Below are 19882 nucleotides of genomic sequence, written 5' to 3' on the forward strand. Positions count from 1 at the left end.
ACTTGGGTAGATTCGATAGTTATATCGTTGTTTCATGATACAATAAATACTGTATATAACGGTATTATACCATGAAAAAAGTACATTTGACGATATTGATTACAGAAGAAGAAAGAGAAAAGCTAAAAAAATATTGTGAACAAACAGGGAGAAATCAAACAGAGGTAGTGCGAGATTTTATAAGGAGAATAAGATTAAAAGAGTAGGCTAATCGCCTTTTGTTTGTTCAAGTCCCCCTAAAAGGGCGAGGCTTTAGACCCATTATTTTTGGTAATACTGCTTGGAAGTTAGACATGACAGCAATTATAACATTGTAAAAACTAGAGGTATTGTTCGTTAATTCGCACCTAATATTTGCAGATAACCATAATACTCATAAATTATAATTACGATAGCCATAAAAAAAGAATTAATAAAAATTATGTTTAAATAATCCAAAAATCTACTTATGATCTGAAATTATCTGATAGATAGGAATAAAATTTTCCCACGGTAATAAAATTGGTTGTTTTTGAAAAATTAACTGCCCATGATAGGTTTTTTTGTCAATGGCAACTCCTAGGGGCTGAGAATCAAGGGTTACATGAAACTTACAATATGTTTCGTAAATTTCCTTAGCGGCTCTTAACATTGTAGGATCTAATATTTGGGGAATACTATTTAAAACTTTTTGAGAAAGATTCGTTTTATTGATTACGGGCATAGTTTTTTTAGAAATATATATAAATAGTTAAAAAGCGAACACTAAAATATATTTTACTTATATCTGAGAAAAAGAGATCGTTTTATGGATTAATGGTTTTAAGATAGTCATTACTTAGACTACCATGGAGCATAGCAAAACAGTTATTTATGATGGAGCATGAAGATAAACAAAATGATAATTTCTTTCGCCGAGGAATAAAGGTTACAATGAAATTATATTGTTTTCATTTTTTCACTTTTGTTGTTCTTGAATTATGAGCCATATTCACTGCATCAATCCTCAATGTAATGCCATTAATTCGGTTGATGAAAGTATGTGTCATGAATGTAATACTCCAACTATTAGGCGTTATTTGTGGGTAATGGATGGGGAGGCTCAATCTTTTGAGATTCAGTCTTTAATTGACGATCGCTTTTACGTAGTTAATGAGAGAATTGTTTTAGATACAAAACCGCAGAAAAATCCTCCTTTCGGGGATGATATTCCCTCCGAAATACTCCCTTATCAACGGTTATTTGCCCAAAGATTACACTTACCCCAAGTGTATGGAGTTATAGCTGATACATGGTTATTAGAACATCAAAGCGCCCCTTTAAGCCCGTCAGGAGAATTGATTTATCCTCATATTTTTCCCACCCTGCACAGTGCTTGGTTAGGGGCGCCCCCCCTCAGACAGTTAAATTGGTTATGGCAAATAGTTCAGCTTTGGTACTATCTTAAGAAACAAAAAGTTTTATCTAGTTTTTTGGTGAAAGATAATTTGAGGGTAGATGGTGGCATCATCAAAATAATGGAATTAAACCCCGATAATCATTACAAACCAAGCCTACAGGATTTAGGCAATTTACTAGAACCTTTGGTACAAGATAGTGAGGAAATAATCCAAGAGATTTTAACAAATGTAGTTCTTAGCTTACAACAAAAACTCCTGACCAGTACGGGGGAAGTGGTTAAAATTTTAGACCAAGCCCTGTTTATTTTAGGGGATGAATACTATCAAAGAAAATATCATATTATCACCTCCACAGATCCTGGAAGAAAGAGGGGTAATAATGAAGATGCTTGTTATCCCCCTGCCCTAGAGTTAAAGGAAAACGTTTCAGGAATTAATACTTTAACAATTATTTGTGATGGACTAGGGGGGCAAAAAGGCGGGGAAATTGCTTCTAATTTAGCTATAAATACCTTGGAGAAAGAATTAACTCAAATTTATCATAAAGAACTGAAAGACACCCTTTATCGTAAAAATTGGACTCCCTTAATTGATAAGGAAAAAATATTGACCAGTTTATGTGAAGCAAATGACCAAATTGCGGAGATAAATAATGCCCAAGGGAGTAAAGATCGAGATAGAATGGGGACTACGGTGGTTTTAACCCTAGGTTTAGACCATGAGATATATTTAGGTCATGTGGGGGATTCTCGTATTTATTTAATTACTTCTCAGGGGTGTCATCAATTGACGGTGGATGATGATTTGGCATCTAGGGAGGTTCGTTTGGGTTATAGTTTTTATCGTGAAATGACTAATAATCCCCAAGCAGGGGCTTTAATTCAGGCTTTAGGTACAGATTACGCTAAAAATATTCGTCCTCACATTAAAAGAATTATTCCTGATGAGGATTGTGTTTTACTATTATGCTCTGATGGTTTGTCGGATTTTGAAAGGGTTGAGCAATATTGGCGTAGGGAAGTTTTACCTATTTTGGAGGGGGAGTTGTCTTTATCTGACAGTATTACCCGTTTATTGGATATTGCTTTAACTAAAAATGGTCATGATAATGTCACTATTGGTTTAGTCCATTGTCAGGTTTTGAGGGTGGATGCCCAAAAACAGAGGGGATTATCTTGGGCTACTTTGAAGGAGGTTTTGCCTGATTTACCTGAGCCTGATTTATCGGCAGTAACGGTGGTAAAGGAGAGTGATTTTTTTGAGCGCTATAAGTATTGGATTGCGTTTTTGTTGGTGGCGGTGGGTATTATTTTGGGGGTATTTTATCAGTTAAAGTCTTCGGAAAGTCCTTCTAATCCTTCTTCTCTCGATTCCACATACCATGGTTAATCAGGGTGATTTACTAAGGGGGGAGTTAAAAAATGTTTGGGGTTATGATGATTTTCGCTACCCTCAGCAGGAGATTATGGAGTGTCTTTTGGCAAAAAAGGATTGTTTGGTGGTGATGCCTACGGGGGGCGGTAAGTCTATTTGTTTTCAGTTACCTGCTTTGTTGTCGGAGGGTTTAACGTTGGTGGTTTCTCCTCTCATTGCTTTGATGGAAAATCAGGTTAGGGAGTTGAAACAAAAGGGGGTGGCGGTGGATTTTTTCCATGGGGAAATGGCTAGGAGCGATCGCACTCAGGTAATATATAGGTTAGAAAAACAAAAATTAAAGTTACTATACCTTTCCCCTGAAACCCTCCTTAGCCCCGTGGTATGGCAAATTATCAGCCGTCAGGATTTACTTATTAGTAGCTTAATTATCGATGAAGCCCATTGTGTGGTGCAGTGGGGCAAAACTTTTCGCCCTAGTTATACCCGATTGGGGGCAATTCGCCCTAGTTTACTATCAGTAAAGCATAATCACCCCCTAATGGCGATCGCCTGTTTTACCGCTACTGCCGATATTACTACCCAAAAAACCATTAGTGATACCCTTGGCTTAATCAATCCCCAGAAATTTATCCTTAGCCCCTATCGTCAAAATTTACAACTAAACGTAAAACAAATTTGGACACCGAAAGGAAGAAAACAACAATTAATTAAATTTTTAAATAACCAAAAAAATCAGAGCGGTTTAATCTATATTAGAACCAGAAAAGAAGCTGAAAATATTTCCCATTATCTCAGTCAAAATGGTTATAATAACTACTCTTATCATGGGGGTTTGCCTAGTAGTCAAAGGAGAAAAATAGAACAGGATTGGTTAGAGGAAAAAATTAAATTTGTGGTTTGTACTAATGCCTTTGGTATGGGTATTAATAAACCTAATTTACGATGGATAATTCATTATCAAGTACCCTTATTATTATCTGATTACTTACAAGAAATAGGAAGAGGAGGGCGAGACGGCAAAATAACCCAAGCCCTAAGTATTGTTAGTGAATTTACAGGATTATTAGATCCCACCGATAAAAAAACACGCTCTTTTTTCCTTGACAAAACCTTAACATATTACCAAGAAACAGAAAATTTATTACAAAATCTATCTAATAAATCTACTTGTTCGGTATCTCATAAAAATGAACTTTACTTAGGTATATTAACCACCGCTAAACAATTAAAATGGTTAAATCCTTTTGAGTATCAATTATCTTTAAATCAGCCTGAAAAAAATATCAAAAAGATGATTAATTATGAAAAAATATTAATAACACAAATGAAAGATTATCTAACTACGAAAAGTTGTCGTTGGAAATTTTTATTAAGGGCTTTTAATCATCAAACAAATTCGTCCTTTCGCTGTGGTGTTTGTGATAATTGTCTCAAAAATAATTAGGGGTTGTTGAAAAAGTGGGAAGTGGTAAGTGGCAAGTGGGAAGTAGATTTTTATTACCCATTACTCATTACTCATTACCCATTACTCATTACTCATTACTCATTACTCATTCTTCACTATTTAACGCCTTTGTTAACTCATCTAAATCTAGGGGCTTAGTAATGTAATCATTCATCCCCGCTTGGAGGCAAATACTTCTATCACCTTCCATGGCATTAGCCGTCATGGCGATAATACGGGGTTGATGGACACTATTTTGTCTAATCCATCGAGTGGCTTCTAAACCATCCATTTCTGGCATCTGTATATCCATAAAAATAACATCGTAATCTACTTGTTTAATAGCTTCAATTACTTCTAAACCATTGGTAACAATATCGCATTGATAGCCTATTTTTTTAAGGCTTAGAGTAGCAACTTTTTGATTAACTTTATTATCTTCGGCGAGTAAAATTTTATATGGTTTAAGATTATTTGAATTTTTGATATGTGAGTTATTATTAATAATAGTTTGAGGATTACTAGACATAGGTAAAACAACAGTAAAGTTGAAAGTTGAGCCAATTCCTTCTTCACTATCAAACCACATTTCCCCGCCCATCATTTCAGCTAATCTTTTACTAATCACTAATCCTAATCCTGTGCCACCATAGTTACGACTTATGGAATTATCCACTTGAGAAAATGGTTTAAATAGTTTGTTTTGTCTATTTTTAGGAATACCAATACCTGTATCTTGTATGGTAAATTTGAGACGACATTTTTTTTCCTGAACCCTTTTACTTACTATATTGACAGTTACGGTGCCTTCTTTCGTAAATTTAATAGCATTACTAATTAAGTTTAATAAAATTTGTCTAAGTCGGGTAACATCGCCCCTAAAATATTCACTGTCTAGGGGGGAAGATTCATAAATTAGTTTAATATTCTTGGCATCCGCTTGGAATTTCATTAAATCAAGAATGCTGTTAATGGATTCTAATAGGTTAAAAGGCTGATTTTCTAACTCTAATTTACCCGATTCTATTTTGGAAAAGTCTAAAATATCATTGATAATAACTAGCAAACTTTCGCCGCTATGACGAATGGTTTTAATAAAGTCTTTTTGTTGAGGGTTTAAGGGAGTATCTGCTAATAAATTTGTCATGCCAATTACCCCATTCATCGGAGTACGAATTTCATGACTCATCATGGCTAAAAATTCACTTTTGGCACTATTTGCTAAGTCTGCTTCTTTTCTGGCTTGGGATAATTCATAATTTTTAAAAGCTAGTTGATTTAATCTTTGTTTTTCTTGTTTTAAAAGGTTCGATTGTGCGATCGCAATTCCTAACTGTGCCGCCACGGATTCAATCAAATCAAGCTCTTGGGCTGTCCACTCATGGAAATCATCACAGTGGTGAAGGATAATTACCCCGTTAATTTTACCCTGATAAAAAGTGCCGATGGTCAAAATTGACTTAAGGTGAATGGTGCGACAATAGCCCATGATAGAACTCAAAGAACTATCCTTATATATATTATTAGAGGCGATCGCCCCTTCTTGGTATAAAATCTTATTAAGATGGGCATTCCCCTGAATTGGCACAGGAAAACCCATAATAGAAGGATAATCACCCGAAGAATATTCCGCCCGTAAAGGCATAGAAAAGAAAGGCTCAAAAAAACAATCATGAATTAAACAACGATTCACCCCAAAAGCCATGCCAATCTCCCGCGCCGCCGTGGCAAAAATATCATCATGATTGAGAGTGCGCCGAATCTTATCCGTAATACTACTCAACAACAAACTCTTCTCCAACTCATCCTTCAACTGTTTTTCAGCCCTTTCCCTTTCCGTAATATCAAGTATAATAGCCAAAAATACCCTCCTATTTCCCTCATCAACCAACTGTAAATGGACTTCCACAGGGTAAAAACTACCATCTCGGCGACGATGAATCGTCTTAAATAACGCAATATTTTGCTCCTCAGTCAACAAAGGATTAATTAAATCCTGAAAACTATCCAAATTATACTCAGGCTTAATATTAAGGGGAGTCATTTTTTGTAACTCCTGCCAACTATAACCAATATTATTCAAAGCCTCCTGATTCACATACTCAAATAAAAGAGTATCCGCACTAAAAACATAAATCTCATTTAAACTCACCTCCAAATAATGAGCTAACCTTCTTCTTTCCGCCTCCAACGCTTGTTTCTCCGTCACATCCCGCAAAATTACCGTCAAAATACTATCCTCATCCGTCACCAAACGAGAAATGGAAGCCTCAATGGGAAACTCCTCACCTCCCTTCCTTTTCGCCGCCACAAATCTTCTCTCACTACTCTGATTACCCATATCACAACGGGAATTTTTATTTCCTCGCTTCTTAAAATCTTCCACATGATGACGGTGAGAAACAATAAACCTATCAGGCAATAGAATATCTAAAGGTTTACCCAAAACCTCCTCAGGAGTATAACCAAAAATTTTACTAGCCCCCTGATTAAACATAATAATCCTTTGCTCATTATTAATAGAAATAATGCCATCCTGGGCGACATTTAAAATACCAGCTAAAGTTGACTTAGTTTTTTCCAACTCCCTCTGTATGTCATTAGATTTAATCAACTCATCTTGATATTGTTGATTGAGATTGGTTAACTCTAAAGTGCGTTTTTCTACCTTTTTCTCCAACTCCACACTATTTTGTTGTACCTGAGTGAGTAAACTAGCCTGTTGAATCCCAATAGATAACTGAATCGCCAACTTATCTAAAAATTCTACCTCCTCCTGCTTCCAACGGCGAATTTCCTCGCAGCTATGGGCAATCAATAACCCCCATAAGGATTTATTAACCACTAAACCAATTACCAAATTACTCCTAATACCAAAACTAGCTAGTAATCCTCGATGACATTCCGTCAAATCGCTATTCTCAACATCCTCAATAGTTACCGTAGGAAAAGGCTTTGTAGAGTCTAACCACAACTCCTCGAAACAATCATCCCGGAATATCTTACCCTGTAAAGAATACTTATTATCAACAATGGACTCAATCAACAAAGAATTTTCAAGACATTTATCCATCCTTAAAATAACTACCCTTTCCACCGACAATAAATTTCTAACCTCATCTACCGCCCTTTGTAAAATTTGTTCTAAATCTAAAGATGAGCGAATCCGCAAAGATATATCCAGTAGCAGAGTCTCTCTTTTCTGGGCTTCTTGCAAACTTTGCTGTTGTTGTCTTATTAGTTGGTGTAATAACTCTGTATTTTTATTTTCCAGTAACTCCACCTGTTTTTCGAGTACAGTGATAACATCTTGTAATTCACGGGGATCAATTCCTTCTAATACGCTACTCTGGGTAATAATCCCTTGAAGATAACCCTCCTTATTAACCACCACTAAGCGACGAAAACCTTTTTCTTCCATCAACTTATGCGCATCCCAAAGGGAAGAATTTTTAACAATGACTTTCAAGGGTTGAGTCATCACTTGTTGCACTTCCAACTGTGCTAAATTTAATCGAAGGGCTTGATACCTAACAATATCCTTTTCTGTGATAATTCCGCAGGGTTTTAACTGACTGTTTTCTCCTTTATCCACCACCACCACACAACTAATACGGTGGGTAGCCATTAAGTTTATTACTTCAATTACTTTTTGCCCTCGAGAAGCATAAACAATATTACGCCTCATTACTTCTTCTACATGACGATGCTTCAAAAGATCAAGGGGTTGTAAGGTTGCCCTAATGGTTTCAGGGGTGACAATGCCCACTACCCTAGATTGTTTATCCACTAAGGGTAAATGTCGAATGCGATGGGTTTTTAAAATATCTACTAATTCTAAAACACTGCCAACCTTTTCCTCTTCAAAGGTAATTACATCCCTTGTCATAATTTGTGCCGCCACCATCTTATCTAAGGCACACTTTTGAGCCGAAATTTTAACAATATCTCTCTCTGTAATTAACCCCACTAAACGCTCATTATTGATCACTAAAGCACAACTAAAATGCCTACTTTTATGAGGATATTTTGACTTATTCTCATCCCTTAATTTTTCTGGTTTTACTTGACTTAGTTGTTCAACAACATCTAATAAACTAGAGTCTAGTTGTACCTTAATATAATTATTACTTAGGACTTTTTGCTTCATGATCTGATGAGGATTATCAGTGGACATTTTGGGTTAATTTATGATTAATAATTTATAATGAGAATAAATAACTTTAGGGGATTAATAAATATTTTATAAATTTATTTCATTGTTAGGGATGGTATTAATACACTTTATTATAAACTAAAAGATAATTTTTTATTGAAAATATTATGACCATAGGAGTTTGGATTTTAGGGGATCAATTAAATAAGAATAATTCTGCTTTATTGAGTTGTTTAGAGAATAAAAAAGATACTCAGATAATTTTGATTGAATCTTTTGATTTAGGTTCTTTAAAAACTTATCATTGCCAAAAGTTAGTTTTAATTTGGTCCGCAATGCGTCATTTTGCTAAAGAATTAAGGGAAAATGGTTGGCAAGTAACTTATATTATTGATAATAATGTTCAAAAATCCCTCGTTAATTGGATTCAAACCCATCATATTACGGAATTAAGGTTAATGAGTCCTAGTGACGATCGCACCATACCCTTTAATAACAGTATTAATCCACCTAATAACTATGATAGATCTTTTTTTAGTTTCCTCAATCAAGAGAATATAAATTGTTATATTAAGTTTTTTCCCCATAGTAATTTTTTATGGCAAAAAGAAGAATTTAATCAGTGGGCAAAAGGAAGAAAGAAATTAATACTAGAAGATTTTTATCGAGAAAGTCGCAAAAGATTTAACATATTATTAACCGAAGAAAATAAACCCATCGGCGGAAAATGGAACTTAGATAAAGAAAATCGTCAACCACCCAAAAAAAATTTACAAACTCCCCCCAGTTTATTTTTTGAGCCAGACAAAATAACCTTAGAAGTAATCGAAAAAGTAAAAAATATAAAAGATAAAACCTATGGAAAAATAAGAAATTTTAGATGGGGTGTAACCAGAAAGGAAGCCTTAAAAGTATTAAATAATTTCATAGATCACAGACTAAAACTATTCGGAACATATCAAGATGCTATGGTAACAGGGGAAGAATTTATGTGGCATAGTTTGATTTCCCCTTATCTAAATATTGGTTTGTTGCAACCATTAGAAGTAATAAAAGCCGTAGAAAATGCTTATTATAAAGGAGATTATCCCCTCAATTCCGTAGAAGGATTTATTAGACAAATTCTGGGATGGCGAGAATATATGTATGGATTATATCATTATGTAGATGATGATTATTTTAGTAGTAATTGGTTTGAGCATCAAAATCCTGTACCTGACTTTTTTTGGGATAGTACAAAAGCTGATATGAATTGCTTACATCAAGTGTTGACGCAAACGGAAAACACAGGCTATGCCCATCACATTCAAAGATTGATGATTCTTAGTAATTATGGCTTAGTGGCAGGTATTTCCCCCCAAGAGTTAAAAAAATGGTTTCATACCGCTTTTATTGATGCCTATGATTGGGTAATGCAAACCAATGTATTAGGTATGGGGCAGTTTGCCGATGGTGGGATTTTAGCATCAAAACCCTATGCTTCCTCTGCTAATTACATTAATAAAATGAGTGATTATTGCAAGGGATGCCGTTATAATCCTAAAGAAAAATTGACGGAAAATGCTTGTCCTTTTAATTATTTATACTGGGATTTTTTGGCTAGACATGAGGAAAAGTTGCGCACCCAAGGAAGGATGAATTTGGTGTTAAAACACCTAGAAAAAATGTCAGTGGAGGATTTAAACACCATTAAATCTTTGGCAAGTAAGAGAATGAAAGGTGATTAGTAATGACTAATTTTTCTTCTCCGATGCCACAAACTCCCTGATGTCTCTATTTTTATAAGCTAATATGGCGATATGTTAAAAATTTTTAAACTCTGCGGACAAAGTTTTAGTTAGCTATCTAGGTGAGGTCTTATTATTCTCAATTTTCAATTATTATCATGAATGCCGAGCAATTTTCTATCATCATACATCCGATTTTAGCCGTGGTGGGTGTGTTTCCCCTCATCGGTATAGTATCTTATTTTGCATGGGAAACCCGTCAAAGAAGACTGGCTATTAAGGCAGGAAATAAACAGTCTATTCCTCCCTCGGTGGGTAAAAACCATGTGGAAATAGGCAAAAAACTTTCTACGGCGGTGGTAATTGTCACCCTTGTGGGTTTATTTCGTCCTTTGATGGCTAAAAATATTCTCGAAAATCGTCTCTGGGAAACCAATTTTTTCCAGTTTACTTTTATTATTTTAATGTTTTTAGGGGCGATCGCCACTTATATTTTACTCTACATGGCTCGAACCAAACTATGGCGAGGAATATTTGCCACCCTTAGCGGTATGGCGGTAGTCATTTTGGGTTGTCAAGACGGTATATTTCGCAGGGGAGATGAATGGTACATATCCCATTACTACTATGGCGTAACCGTCACCCTGCTGATGATATTCTCCATCGCCATTATCAACGATATTTATCAAGATAAAAGCAACCGATGGCGTAATATTCACATCATCACCAATTGCCTTGCCCTACTGCTATTCCTCGGACAAGCCATGACAGGTGCTAGGGATATATTTGAAATTGCCCTTTGGACACCCCCCCCAGCATTTTTTATTTTCTAATGGGTTTAGTCAACAGTTGAGTTAATCCTTTCCTCGTTGACTATTCAAACACTGAAAGTGATAATGGGATTGTGCAGAGTCTCAAATCAGTTATAATTTCAAAAAAAGGAATAAATTATCCCCGACGAAATTAAATGGTCGTATCGTCAGACATAATTGAAAGTATAGCTCAAGATTTACAAAACTCCAAAGAAGCGGTTAGGGCAAAAAAATTAGTTTTCTATGTTAGTCAAAGATATTGGGAAAATAATGTTGAGGTAATCAATGATTACTCCTTCATCGAGCTATTAGAAAATTTACATAATACAAATCCTACCCTAGAAGATCTTAAAGCCTTACTTAATCATGCCGTAGAAACACTAAATCGCAAAACTGTTTACAAAAAGATTGCCATGTATGTGTTACGGCGTATGTCTGATCTATACCACATTTCACCCGCTGAAGAAGATTATATCGAAGAAAATGACACTTCTGATACTGAAATTGTAGAGGCGATCGCCCAAGCTATCCAAAATCATGAAGAATCAGCAAGAATGAAAAAAGTAATTTTTGCTGTCTGTAAACAATACTGGGAAGCAGATATTAACGTCATCGAAATGTATGACATAAGAGACTTAATCTATGAAATAAAAGAACTTTATCCCAATACAAAAAGACTCAGAAAAGCCCTTGACACCGTAGTATCAAGCATTAATAGGCAAAATTTTTATACATTCATCGCCGATACCATCATGGATAACTTTAGTTATCTATATCCCTATGAAACCAGAGATAAAGACAACAACTCAACGGAAGATGAAGAAACCCAATTAATTAAAGCTAAATCTAAAAAAGCAACCGAAGAAACAAAAACCCCCCAACCCCAAGAAAAATCCCCACCTCCCGAAGAAGTAAAAAGAGATGTTGCCCCTAGTAGCGTACCAGAAGGGCAGATTATTCCTTGGTTAAAAATAGAAAATTTATTCGAGCTTAAGCAGGAAATAATGCAATACACCAACCCTTTACGTGCTAAGATACTTTTGTTCTATGCAGTGTATGACATTGACACCTTTGAGCAACACTGGTCTATTGTGAGAACCTGTAGTTTTGATGATCTACTTCTCAGAATGTTTGAGCATTACGATAAAAACATCAAAGTAATTGCCCAAAAACTGCAACACGTTGCCAACTCCCCCATCGAAGGATTAGAGCAAGAAGAAAACTTACAAGCAGTCACCGCCATAGTTGAATCCATTAAACGTTTCTACAAGAAAAGATAGCTCTTGAAAATATTTTACTTTTTATCCTTTGGTTTTGGTAATTGATTATAATAGCTATTTTTTTTAGAGGATTTTTTCCCTTTAAATAAACCTGTAATTAAACTCCACCCCGTAAAACCTAGCTGACGACTGATGCGAGTTACTCCTGTGACTACTTCTGTATCTTGACTGACATTTAATTTTTCTTCTAATAATTCTTTTAGTTTAGTGCTGGTGAGGGGACGATTTAAAACCCCTTTTTCTCCCAGGGAAATAGAGCCTGTTTCCTCGGAAACCACTACACATACACAGTTTTCTACTAACTCAGTGATACCCATAGCGGCACGGTGGCGAGTGCCTAATCTTTTGGAAGCACTTTTTTCTGATAGGGGTAAAATAACACTGGCGGCGACAATTTCTGAGCCTCGGATAAAAACCGCTCCATCATGCAAGAGGGTTTTGGTTTGAAAGATGGTTTGTAATAATTCTTTGGTAATTTCGGCGTTTAATTGTACCCCCGGGCTTAAAAATACCCTTTCTTCTACGGTGTTAAAGGTTTCAATAATTATTAATGCCCCTGTGCGATTTTGGGATAATTCTTTGACGGCATCAACTATCTCATCGATGATGGTATCTTCCTTGGGGATGATATTATCCGATTTCCATAATGATTTTATTTCCCCTTTGCCTAGTTGTTCTAAAAAACGTCTAAAATCTGACTGAAAAACTACTCCGATAGAAAGGGAACAAATTAATATTAATTGTCCTAAAAAAAAGCTAATTAGTGTTAGTTGTAAGAGGCGATCGCACAGTAAATAAAATATAATTAAAAACAATAAACCCCTTACCATTCTTTGCGCCCGACGTTCTTGGAGAAGGGTTGTAATTAGATAGAAAAAAATACTAACTAAACCAACATCGAGAAAAAATAGCAAAAAATTTTTTAAATTGTCAGGAAAAAAACCCGACCAAAACATCAAATTCTAACCCGCTTTATTATGTTGTTTACTCAAAGCTAATAACTACATATTAATTCTAAATCAACAACCATCCCATATATCGTTAAATTATTTAATGACTCTAACATCAAATTATAATCAACATCCAAATTAGGGGATGAGGACAGTAAAAACTTGGTAATTATGTTTCCCATATTGCTTACTGTCCATAGTTCATCACATTTTCCCTTAAAAGGTAATAGAGTACATCCCCAAAATCTAATCTAATGAAAGTCTTATGCCAACTAGAGAAAAAACAAGTCCGAGTAATTTAAGTTCAATATTATTTACTCAATTTAACCCTATGCCAAACGACTAGGTAATAAATCTTGTTTTACCAAATCATCATAGGTTTCACGACGGATAATTAAATTTGCCTCTCCTTCATTTACTAAAACAGCGGCAGGACGTGCTAGACGGTTGTAGTTAGAAGCCATACTATAGTTATAAGCCCCTGTTGCTAATACTACCAGAATATCTCCCTCTTTTGTCTCAGGAAGGGCGACATTTTTCACTAAAATATCTCCCGATTCGCAATGTTTTCCTGCCACGGTAACGGTTTGAGTGTTAGCACTGGTCATTTTATTGGCAATCACCACCTCATAAACAGACTGATAGGTAATGGGGCGAGGGTTATCGGACATACCACCATCTACAGAAATATAAGTCCTGACATTAGGAATTTCTTTTCTTCCCCCCACGGTATAAGCGGTAATGGTGCTACTGCCGACCATAGAGCGGCCAGGTTCGGAAATTAATTTTGGTAGGGGAATATCACGCTCCTGACAGGCTTTAAGAACGGATTTACACACCGTTTCTACCCATTGGTCAATGCTTGGGGGATCATCAGATTCGGTGTAACGAATCCCTAAACCACCACCGACGTTTAATTCTGCCATGGGTAAGCCATAGTCGAGGGCTTTTTTGTACCAGTCGGCTAAGACTCCCGCTAAGTCGTTATGGGGTTGTAGTTCAAAAATTTGTGAGCCGATATGGGCGTGTAAGCCGATACAGTGGATAAATTTTTGCTCTTTGGCGAAGGTGAAAACCGCTTCTAGTTGGTTAGCATCAAATCCAAATTTACTGTCAATGCTTCCTGTACGAATATATTCATGGGTATGGCATTCAATGCCGGGGGTGAGGCGCACGAGGATGGAAACGGGGGTTTGTTTTTGGGCGGATAGTTTGGCAAGGTTTTCCAATTCTAGCCAGTTATCTACCATAATTTTACATTGGCTATCGATGGCTAGTTCTAATTCGGCAATGGATTTGTTGTTGCCGTGGAGATAGATTTTGTTTTGGATATATTCTTGACCTAGGTTGCTCATTTCGAGAGCTTTTGTGGTAGTATATAATTCTCCTCCAGAAACTACATCAAAGCCTATTTCTTCACTGGCTAGGATAGAGGCGATCGCCATACAACACCAAGCCTTAGAAGCATAGATAACTTGGGATTCCCCTGGGTAATATTTTCTAAAAGCATCCCTATATTGACGAGCGCTAGTACGTAAAGTTTGCTCATCAACAATATATAAAGAAGTACCAAATTTTTCTACTAAATCAGTTACATCACATCCTCCTATTTCTAAGTGATTTTGGTTATTTATCTTTGCACTTAGGGGTAAAAGTTGCTGATTTGGAGATAAACTAGGGTCAAATGCTTTAATGAACTTTTCGGCGCTGTTTTTTTCTGTGACTAACATTTATATTTTTACTAATATATAAAAAATAATAATAGGCGATGTAGTTTTGCTACTAAATCACCATTTACAGTAACTATTTTCCCAACAGTTAATTCCATGGGACACTGTTTTAACTATCTTAGGTTTTATTCCAAGGATAAATACAATTCTAACTTGAGTTTGAAACAATGGGAAGAATTACATCAACTTGAGTCTCCCGTTGATAAATGCTATTAATGGCTAAACTACCACCATAAATTTCTAACATTTTTTGAGTGATGGCAATACCTAAACCGCTTCCCTGTTGCTCATATTTACGGCGTTGAAATTGCATATATGCCCCAACCTTCTCCACTTCTTCCCTTGTCATGCCTTTGCCCTGATTAAAGATGGATACTTTTAGCCAATTATTATTTACCTTTTGACAGGTAATTTGTACCCTATGTTTGGGTTGAGAATATTTAAAGGCATTATCAATCAACTCACGACATATTTTGTCTAAATTGTTTTCGGCAATCTTTACCATTACACTGTCAACCTGTATCGATAAATCCGATGGACGATTATATTGGCTAGATATTTCTTTACCTACGGAAATAAGGGTATTAGAAATATTAGACTCTGAATCCTTTGATTCTCTAATCTGTTTAACTCTATCATCATCTTTGGTGATTAATTCTAACTCAGCGTACAGTAAAAAATTCTGCATTAAACGGGTTAGTCTTTTCGCACTATGTAAAATCAAATCCGCAATTTCTTGTAACTCTTCCCCGTCTAAACTGTCATGATAGTCCTTGAGAAGTTGTGCTGAAGTGTTGATACCGTTGAGGGGAGTATTGATTTCGTGGGGTAGGGCAAAGCTGATATTGTGTCTCAATTCTGCCAAGGTTTCTATGGACTGCTTTTTCAGTCGTGCCACTTTTTCTAGGCGAGTATTAATGGCTTTGATGAGGCTGTCAATGGTAAAGGGCTTGAGGAGATAATCGTCTGCCCCTAATTCCATACCTTTTCTCATGTCACCAGTATCAGAGTTAGCGGTTAAAAAGATGAAGGGTATAGAGGAAATATTTTCTTCTTTTTGAATTTTTTCTAACAATTCATAGCCCGACATGGTAGGCATGGTGACATCACAAATAATTAAGTCTAAGGAGTTTTGTTTGATTAAATTAAATCCTTCTTCACCGTTACGGGCGGTGATGACTTGAAAATCTAGGGTAGTTAGGATTTCTCTAATATTATCCCGAATATTTGCATCATCATCGATTACCAATATTGTCGTCATCACAAAAAAACTGATTTAGCTCATGAAAATTTAAAAAAAGTTGACACTGGTAGAAAATATTACCCTCTGGTTAACTAACTAAAACCTAATTTATAAACTAATGTTATCTAATTTTTGTCGAGGATTGTAGGTACTAATTTCTTGGATTTTTTGATAGTATTCTTTTTCTTGATTACTAATACTAGCAGGAGTTGCGATCGCAATGCGCCCGAATAAATCACCCCGACTACCCTTCGCACTACTCCAACCCTTACCTTTTAATCGTAAAGACTGCCCATGGCGAATACCAGCGGGAATTTTTACACTCACACTACCATCGGGGGTAGGCACGGAGATTTCCCCGCCTAATACGGCTTCTACGGGGGAAATAGGTACTTCACACACCAATTTATCATCCTCAAAAAAGAAGAAGTCATGGGGTTTTAAATCCACTTTTAAGTATAAATCTCCCCTCTGTTTAGTCATGGGGTTAACATTTCCTTTGCCCCGCAGACGAATTTTTGTACCAGATTTAGCCCCGGGGGGAATTTTGACAGAAACGGTTTCTTTTCCCAAATTAATTTTACTTTCTACTCCTTTAAAAGCCTGAGCAAAAGTTAGACTAATATTTTTTTCTACGTCATTAGCGGTATTATTTGGGGTTTGTTGCCCAAAGCCACCAAAATCACTAAAACCACCACCACTACTCGGGCGACTACTTCCAGCACCATAACCTCCAGCGGATGGGTTGGAAAAACGTCCCAATAGTTGATCGATAAAGTCATCAAATCCGCTATATTGACTAAAATCAAAGCCATCAAAATTTACTCCTGCCCCTGCCCCTGCATTTCCCCAAGGGGATTGGCTACCTTGTCCACCTTGTTGCCAATAGCGTCCGAATTGGTCATATTTTTTTCTTTTATCTGCGTCGCCTAATACTTCATAAGCCTCACTTATTTCTTTGAACTTTTCTTCTGCTTCTTTGTTGTCTGGGTTACGATCTGGATGATATTTTACTGCTAATTTACGAAAAGCCTTCTTAATTTCATCTGCTGTGGCACTTTTATTAATTCCTAAAACTGAATAATAATCTTTAAAATCTGTACTTGCCATAGGTTTTTTATGCTTTTACAATTAACAATAAAATTAGTATTAGTAAATAATTGGGTTATCAATAGATAGGTAAGTTTTAGATACTTTCAACCATGGTGAAGGTATTTGTATGCTCAAGATTTGATGGTCAATTGTCAATTATCAGATGTTTAATCCACTAAAATCTTGATTAATGACTTATCCTATTTAATTCTAAGGTAGCAAAATTATATCCTGATTTAGGTTCGGTTACACCCCCATTTTCTTGATTTTCGTCATTTTTTTATGGGCTAGGCTAGACAAAAATCTTCCATAAAACTGAGGTAAGATAATAGGGTCTTCATAAAAGTTATTAATTATATACGGTATGTTTCCTTTCTATTTTTCTTTGGATATGGCAATAATTGCTGGTAGTTGTTTATGGTCTTTAGCTTTATATTTAGCTTTTGCTTCTTTACGGGAAACGATTATTAATGGTTTAGAAAGATGGTTTAATTTTGCTGAACAATATTTATATACTTCTAAGGAAGAATTTGAACGTACACGGAAGGCTAGGGAGTCTCAAAATGCTTTTTTAGCTTCTTTGATGAGTATTATCCCTTTCTTTATTTTTGGTATTTTTACTAATTATCTTGTGGGCATAGGGTTTGGTAAAAGCTGGGAAATTAGTATGGGAATTTTAGGTGCGATCGCCTGTGGTGTATATGCTTTAGGTCGTCAAGATTCCCAAGGTAGAGAAGAATAATAGATAAATTGAGAATTAACGAAAGGTGGGTTTAAAATTCTTAGTAAAATTAATCCATCTGTCTTGTTTTCCACCAACTAGGTTAAGAGTGGGAACAGCAACATTTCGTGTGATAGGAGGACCTGATTCTTCTTGCCCATAAATAATGGGGGTATTTTGAGGAGCGCCCAATCCATAGGCACTAACAATGTCTCTAACCAAACTACAGGAAATAAAGAAATCCCCCATGTAAATATTGCCATTACCAGCATAGTAAGACCACTCTCGATTACCTCCTTCTCCAAACCGTTGACACTCTAAGTAAGTAACCTCAAACATTTTGGCGATGTGAATATCATACACTCTTAACTTACCACCATAGGCTGACCGAGTTGTTTGGGTGTCTGGAACTGTTAACTCATAAAAACCTTCTGAAGTTGAAATCCTCATGGGTAGTGGCTGTCTAGCATTTTGGGCTTTGACAATGGTAGAAGTCAGGGCGATCGCCAAAAATGTTACAGCTACAGATAAACTTAATTTTTTTGTTGCTTTTTTCATAATAATATATTGTTTAAATAACCAGTAAGATGTTTCATGAGAGGATTATTTTTAGAGAATTACGGAGGTAACAAGTATTTTAGAAAACCATATTGTTAAAGCAATTATTATACCTATAGATACAGAAGAATATTTTTCTTTAATATTGGATATTTTTGTTATACATGTATGTAAAATTAAAGTTGTATGAATAATATTAAACACTAATAGTAATATTATTATCTCAATATTGGCCGCACCTAAAAAACTAGCTAATAAAAGAAATATTCCCGTCGGTATAATAGTGGTGCCAGATGTAAATAAATCACCCTCTAATGTGCCTTCAGCTTTAAATAGTTTACGAACGCATAAACTAGCTGAAGCTAGGGTTATAAAAGCAATTATTGGAATAAAGTAATATCGACTTGTTCCAAAACCTAAGTAAGAAAAAGATTCTATAAGACTTTTAGTTGCTATAGTGAAAGCTATTAAAGAAAAGCATCCTAAAGCAATACTTGATTTAATAATTCTTTCTTTATTATATTTAGAAAAAACAACGGGTAAGTTGGGTAAATCAATAATTAAATATTTTAAAATTAATAAAGCATCTGTGGTAGCAGTTTTTACTTGGGCAATAACTTCCGTATCATTAGGGGATTGATTGTTTTTCTCTTCTGCAGGTTCTGGAATTGGGTTATTCATTAGCTTGCTAATTTAATTTTACAAAAAAGTTAAATATTTAAATAACATTATATATGTATTAGTAGGTATGCTTTCTATAGAAAATATAAAGAAAAAGCACAACTATTAATTAACTGGATTTATGCAATCACTTTTTGAAAATACCTTTATTTTAATATCTTATAAAATTTAGTTATTAATTTCTTTTTTTAGTTTATAAGATATTCACTTTCTATTTTTTCTTTCTTTAAAAAGCTCAGAGGAATCTTTTTAGATAATATAATCTTGATTTGTGTGTTGGATCTGTTAAAAGCTAAGGACAACTATTAGCTAAATCGGGTCTTCTGACATCAATCTCATCCCAATAAGCCCTGAAAGATATGTCCTCTATATCTCTAGCTCTTCTGAGATTGGTAGGATTAACCCCTTGCTCTTTAAGATACGCCTTGGCCGCCTCTGCCCCTCTAACATTAGCCATTGCACTAGCCACACCACAATCTCTTAGAAGTGGATCATTCAATGCTTGGGCGGCCTGCATTGCTCTTCGGTAATTAATAATTGCTGTGTCGTAATCACCCTTTTGTGTTGCTGAGTATGCCTGAGCATTATATCGATTTACTGATGCCCCATAAGGAGAAATTTGACCCCATGAAACTTTAGCATTAATAACTCCCAAAGCTAACCCCATGGAAAGACCAATGCACAGTCGCTTTATTACTTTCACGTATATCTATCAACAGTTATTTGATAGTT

General features: G+C 35.5%; 16 protein-coding genes. 7 read left to right on the forward strand and 9 right to left on the reverse strand.

Translation table 11 applies throughout. The features are described 5' to 3' along the window. Positions 1 to 71 precede the first annotated feature (71 nt). Positions 72 to 206 (forward strand): RepB family protein, encoded by a 135-nt coding sequence (locus ACXITR_RS00210; protein ID WP_457995216.1) that lies wholly within the window; start codon positions 72 to 74, stop codon positions 204 to 206. 236 nt (positions 207 to 442) lie between these two features. On the opposite strand, the gene ACXITR_RS00215 is transcribed toward ACXITR_RS00210, so the two are convergent. Then, a complete protein-coding gene (locus ACXITR_RS00215) occupies positions 443 to 703 on the reverse strand; it encodes a hypothetical protein (protein ID WP_457995217.1) in 261 nt (86 codons plus the stop codon). A 256-nt stretch (positions 704 to 959) separates the two neighbouring features. Here ACXITR_RS00215 and ACXITR_RS00220 point away from each other — a divergent pair, with 256 nt between their 5' ends. After that, on the forward strand, positions 960 to 2768 hold the full coding sequence (locus ACXITR_RS00220; protein WP_457995218.1) for a PP2C family protein-serine/threonine phosphatase: 1809 nt from the start codon (positions 960 to 962) through the stop codon (positions 2766 to 2768). Continuing rightward, positions 2761 to 4200, forward strand: coding sequence for a RecQ family ATP-dependent DNA helicase (locus ACXITR_RS00225; protein WP_457995219.1), 1440 nt, complete (start codon positions 2761 to 2763; stop codon positions 4198 to 4200). The genes ACXITR_RS00220 and ACXITR_RS00225 overlap by 8 nt, the downstream gene beginning before the upstream one ends. A gap of 106 nt (positions 4201 to 4306) precedes the next feature. On the opposite strand, the gene ACXITR_RS00230 is transcribed toward ACXITR_RS00225, so the two are convergent. Then, a complete protein-coding gene (locus ACXITR_RS00230; protein ID WP_457995220.1) occupies positions 4307 to 8350 on the reverse strand; it encodes a CBS domain-containing protein in 4044 nt (1347 codons plus the stop codon). Between the two features lie 173 nt (positions 8351 to 8523). Between ACXITR_RS00230 and ACXITR_RS00235 the strand changes: the two genes are divergently transcribed. The 3 genes from ACXITR_RS00235 to ACXITR_RS00245 all read left to right on the forward strand — a co-directional run bounded on the left by ACXITR_RS00235 (position 8524) and on the right by ACXITR_RS00245 (position 12175). Beyond that, positions 8524 to 10083 carry a cryptochrome/photolyase family protein gene (locus tag ACXITR_RS00235; RefSeq protein WP_457995221.1) on the forward strand — a complete coding sequence of 520 codons (1560 nt, stop codon included), beginning with the start codon at positions 8524 to 8526 and terminating at the stop codon, positions 10081 to 10083. Between the two features lie 158 nt (positions 10084 to 10241). Then, positions 10242 to 10916 (forward strand): DUF4079 domain-containing protein, encoded by a 675-nt coding sequence (locus ACXITR_RS00240; RefSeq protein WP_457995222.1) that lies wholly within the window; start codon positions 10242 to 10244, stop codon positions 10914 to 10916. Between the two features lie 134 nt (positions 10917 to 11050). Next, complete coding sequence (locus ACXITR_RS00245) at positions 11051 to 12175, forward strand: hypothetical protein (RefSeq protein WP_457995223.1); 1125 nt, start codon at positions 11051 to 11053, stop codon at positions 12173 to 12175. 14 nt (positions 12176 to 12189) lie between these two features. Here the strand turns inward: ACXITR_RS00245 and cdaA are convergent, their stop codons facing one another. From cdaA to ACXITR_RS00265, 4 genes are all read right to left on the reverse strand, one after another. After that, positions 12190 to 13131 (reverse strand): diadenylate cyclase CdaA, encoded by a 942-nt coding sequence (gene cdaA, locus ACXITR_RS00250; protein ID WP_457995224.1) that lies wholly within the window; start codon positions 13129 to 13131, stop codon positions 12190 to 12192. A 323-nt stretch (positions 13132 to 13454) separates the two neighbouring features. Beyond that, positions 13455 to 14855 (reverse strand): diaminopimelate decarboxylase, encoded by a 1401-nt coding sequence (gene lysA, locus ACXITR_RS00255; RefSeq protein WP_457995225.1) that lies wholly within the window; start codon positions 14853 to 14855, stop codon positions 13455 to 13457. Positions 14856 to 15003: 148 nt separating this feature from the next. After that, on the reverse strand, positions 15004 to 16116 hold the full coding sequence (locus tag ACXITR_RS00260; RefSeq protein WP_457995226.1) for an ATP-binding response regulator: 1113 nt from the start codon (positions 16114 to 16116) through the stop codon (positions 15004 to 15006). Between the two features lie 90 nt (positions 16117 to 16206). Next, positions 16207 to 17208: a DnaJ C-terminal domain-containing protein gene (locus tag ACXITR_RS00265; RefSeq protein ID WP_457995227.1), complete on the reverse strand. Its 1002-nt coding sequence runs from the start codon at positions 17206 to 17208 to the stop codon at positions 16207 to 16209. A 334-nt stretch (positions 17209 to 17542) separates the two neighbouring features. Between ACXITR_RS00265 and ACXITR_RS00270 the strand changes: the two genes are divergently transcribed. Beyond that, positions 17543 to 17932 (forward strand): hypothetical protein, encoded by a 390-nt coding sequence (locus tag ACXITR_RS00270; RefSeq protein WP_457995254.1) that lies wholly within the window; start codon positions 17543 to 17545, stop codon positions 17930 to 17932. A 15-nt stretch (positions 17933 to 17947) separates the two neighbouring features. Here ACXITR_RS00270 and ACXITR_RS00275 read toward each other — a convergent pair whose 3' ends face one another. The 3 genes from ACXITR_RS00275 to ACXITR_RS00285 form a co-directional block, all read right to left on the reverse strand. Beyond that, the gene (locus tag ACXITR_RS00275) at positions 17948 to 18469 is read right to left on the reverse strand and encodes a hypothetical protein (RefSeq protein ID WP_457995228.1); all 522 of its coding nucleotides are present in this window, start codon (positions 18467 to 18469) and stop codon (positions 17948 to 17950) included. Positions 18470 to 18520: 51 nt separating this feature from the next. Then, a complete protein-coding gene (locus tag ACXITR_RS00280) occupies positions 18521 to 19150 on the reverse strand; it encodes a hypothetical protein (RefSeq protein WP_457995229.1) in 630 nt (209 codons plus the stop codon). 292 nt (positions 19151 to 19442) lie between these two features. After that, complete coding sequence (locus tag ACXITR_RS00285) at positions 19443 to 19853, reverse strand: hypothetical protein (RefSeq protein WP_457995230.1); 411 nt, start codon at positions 19851 to 19853, stop codon at positions 19443 to 19445. Positions 19854 to 19882 lie beyond the last annotated feature (29 nt).

This window comes from Cyanobacterium sp. (assembly GCF_054166785.1).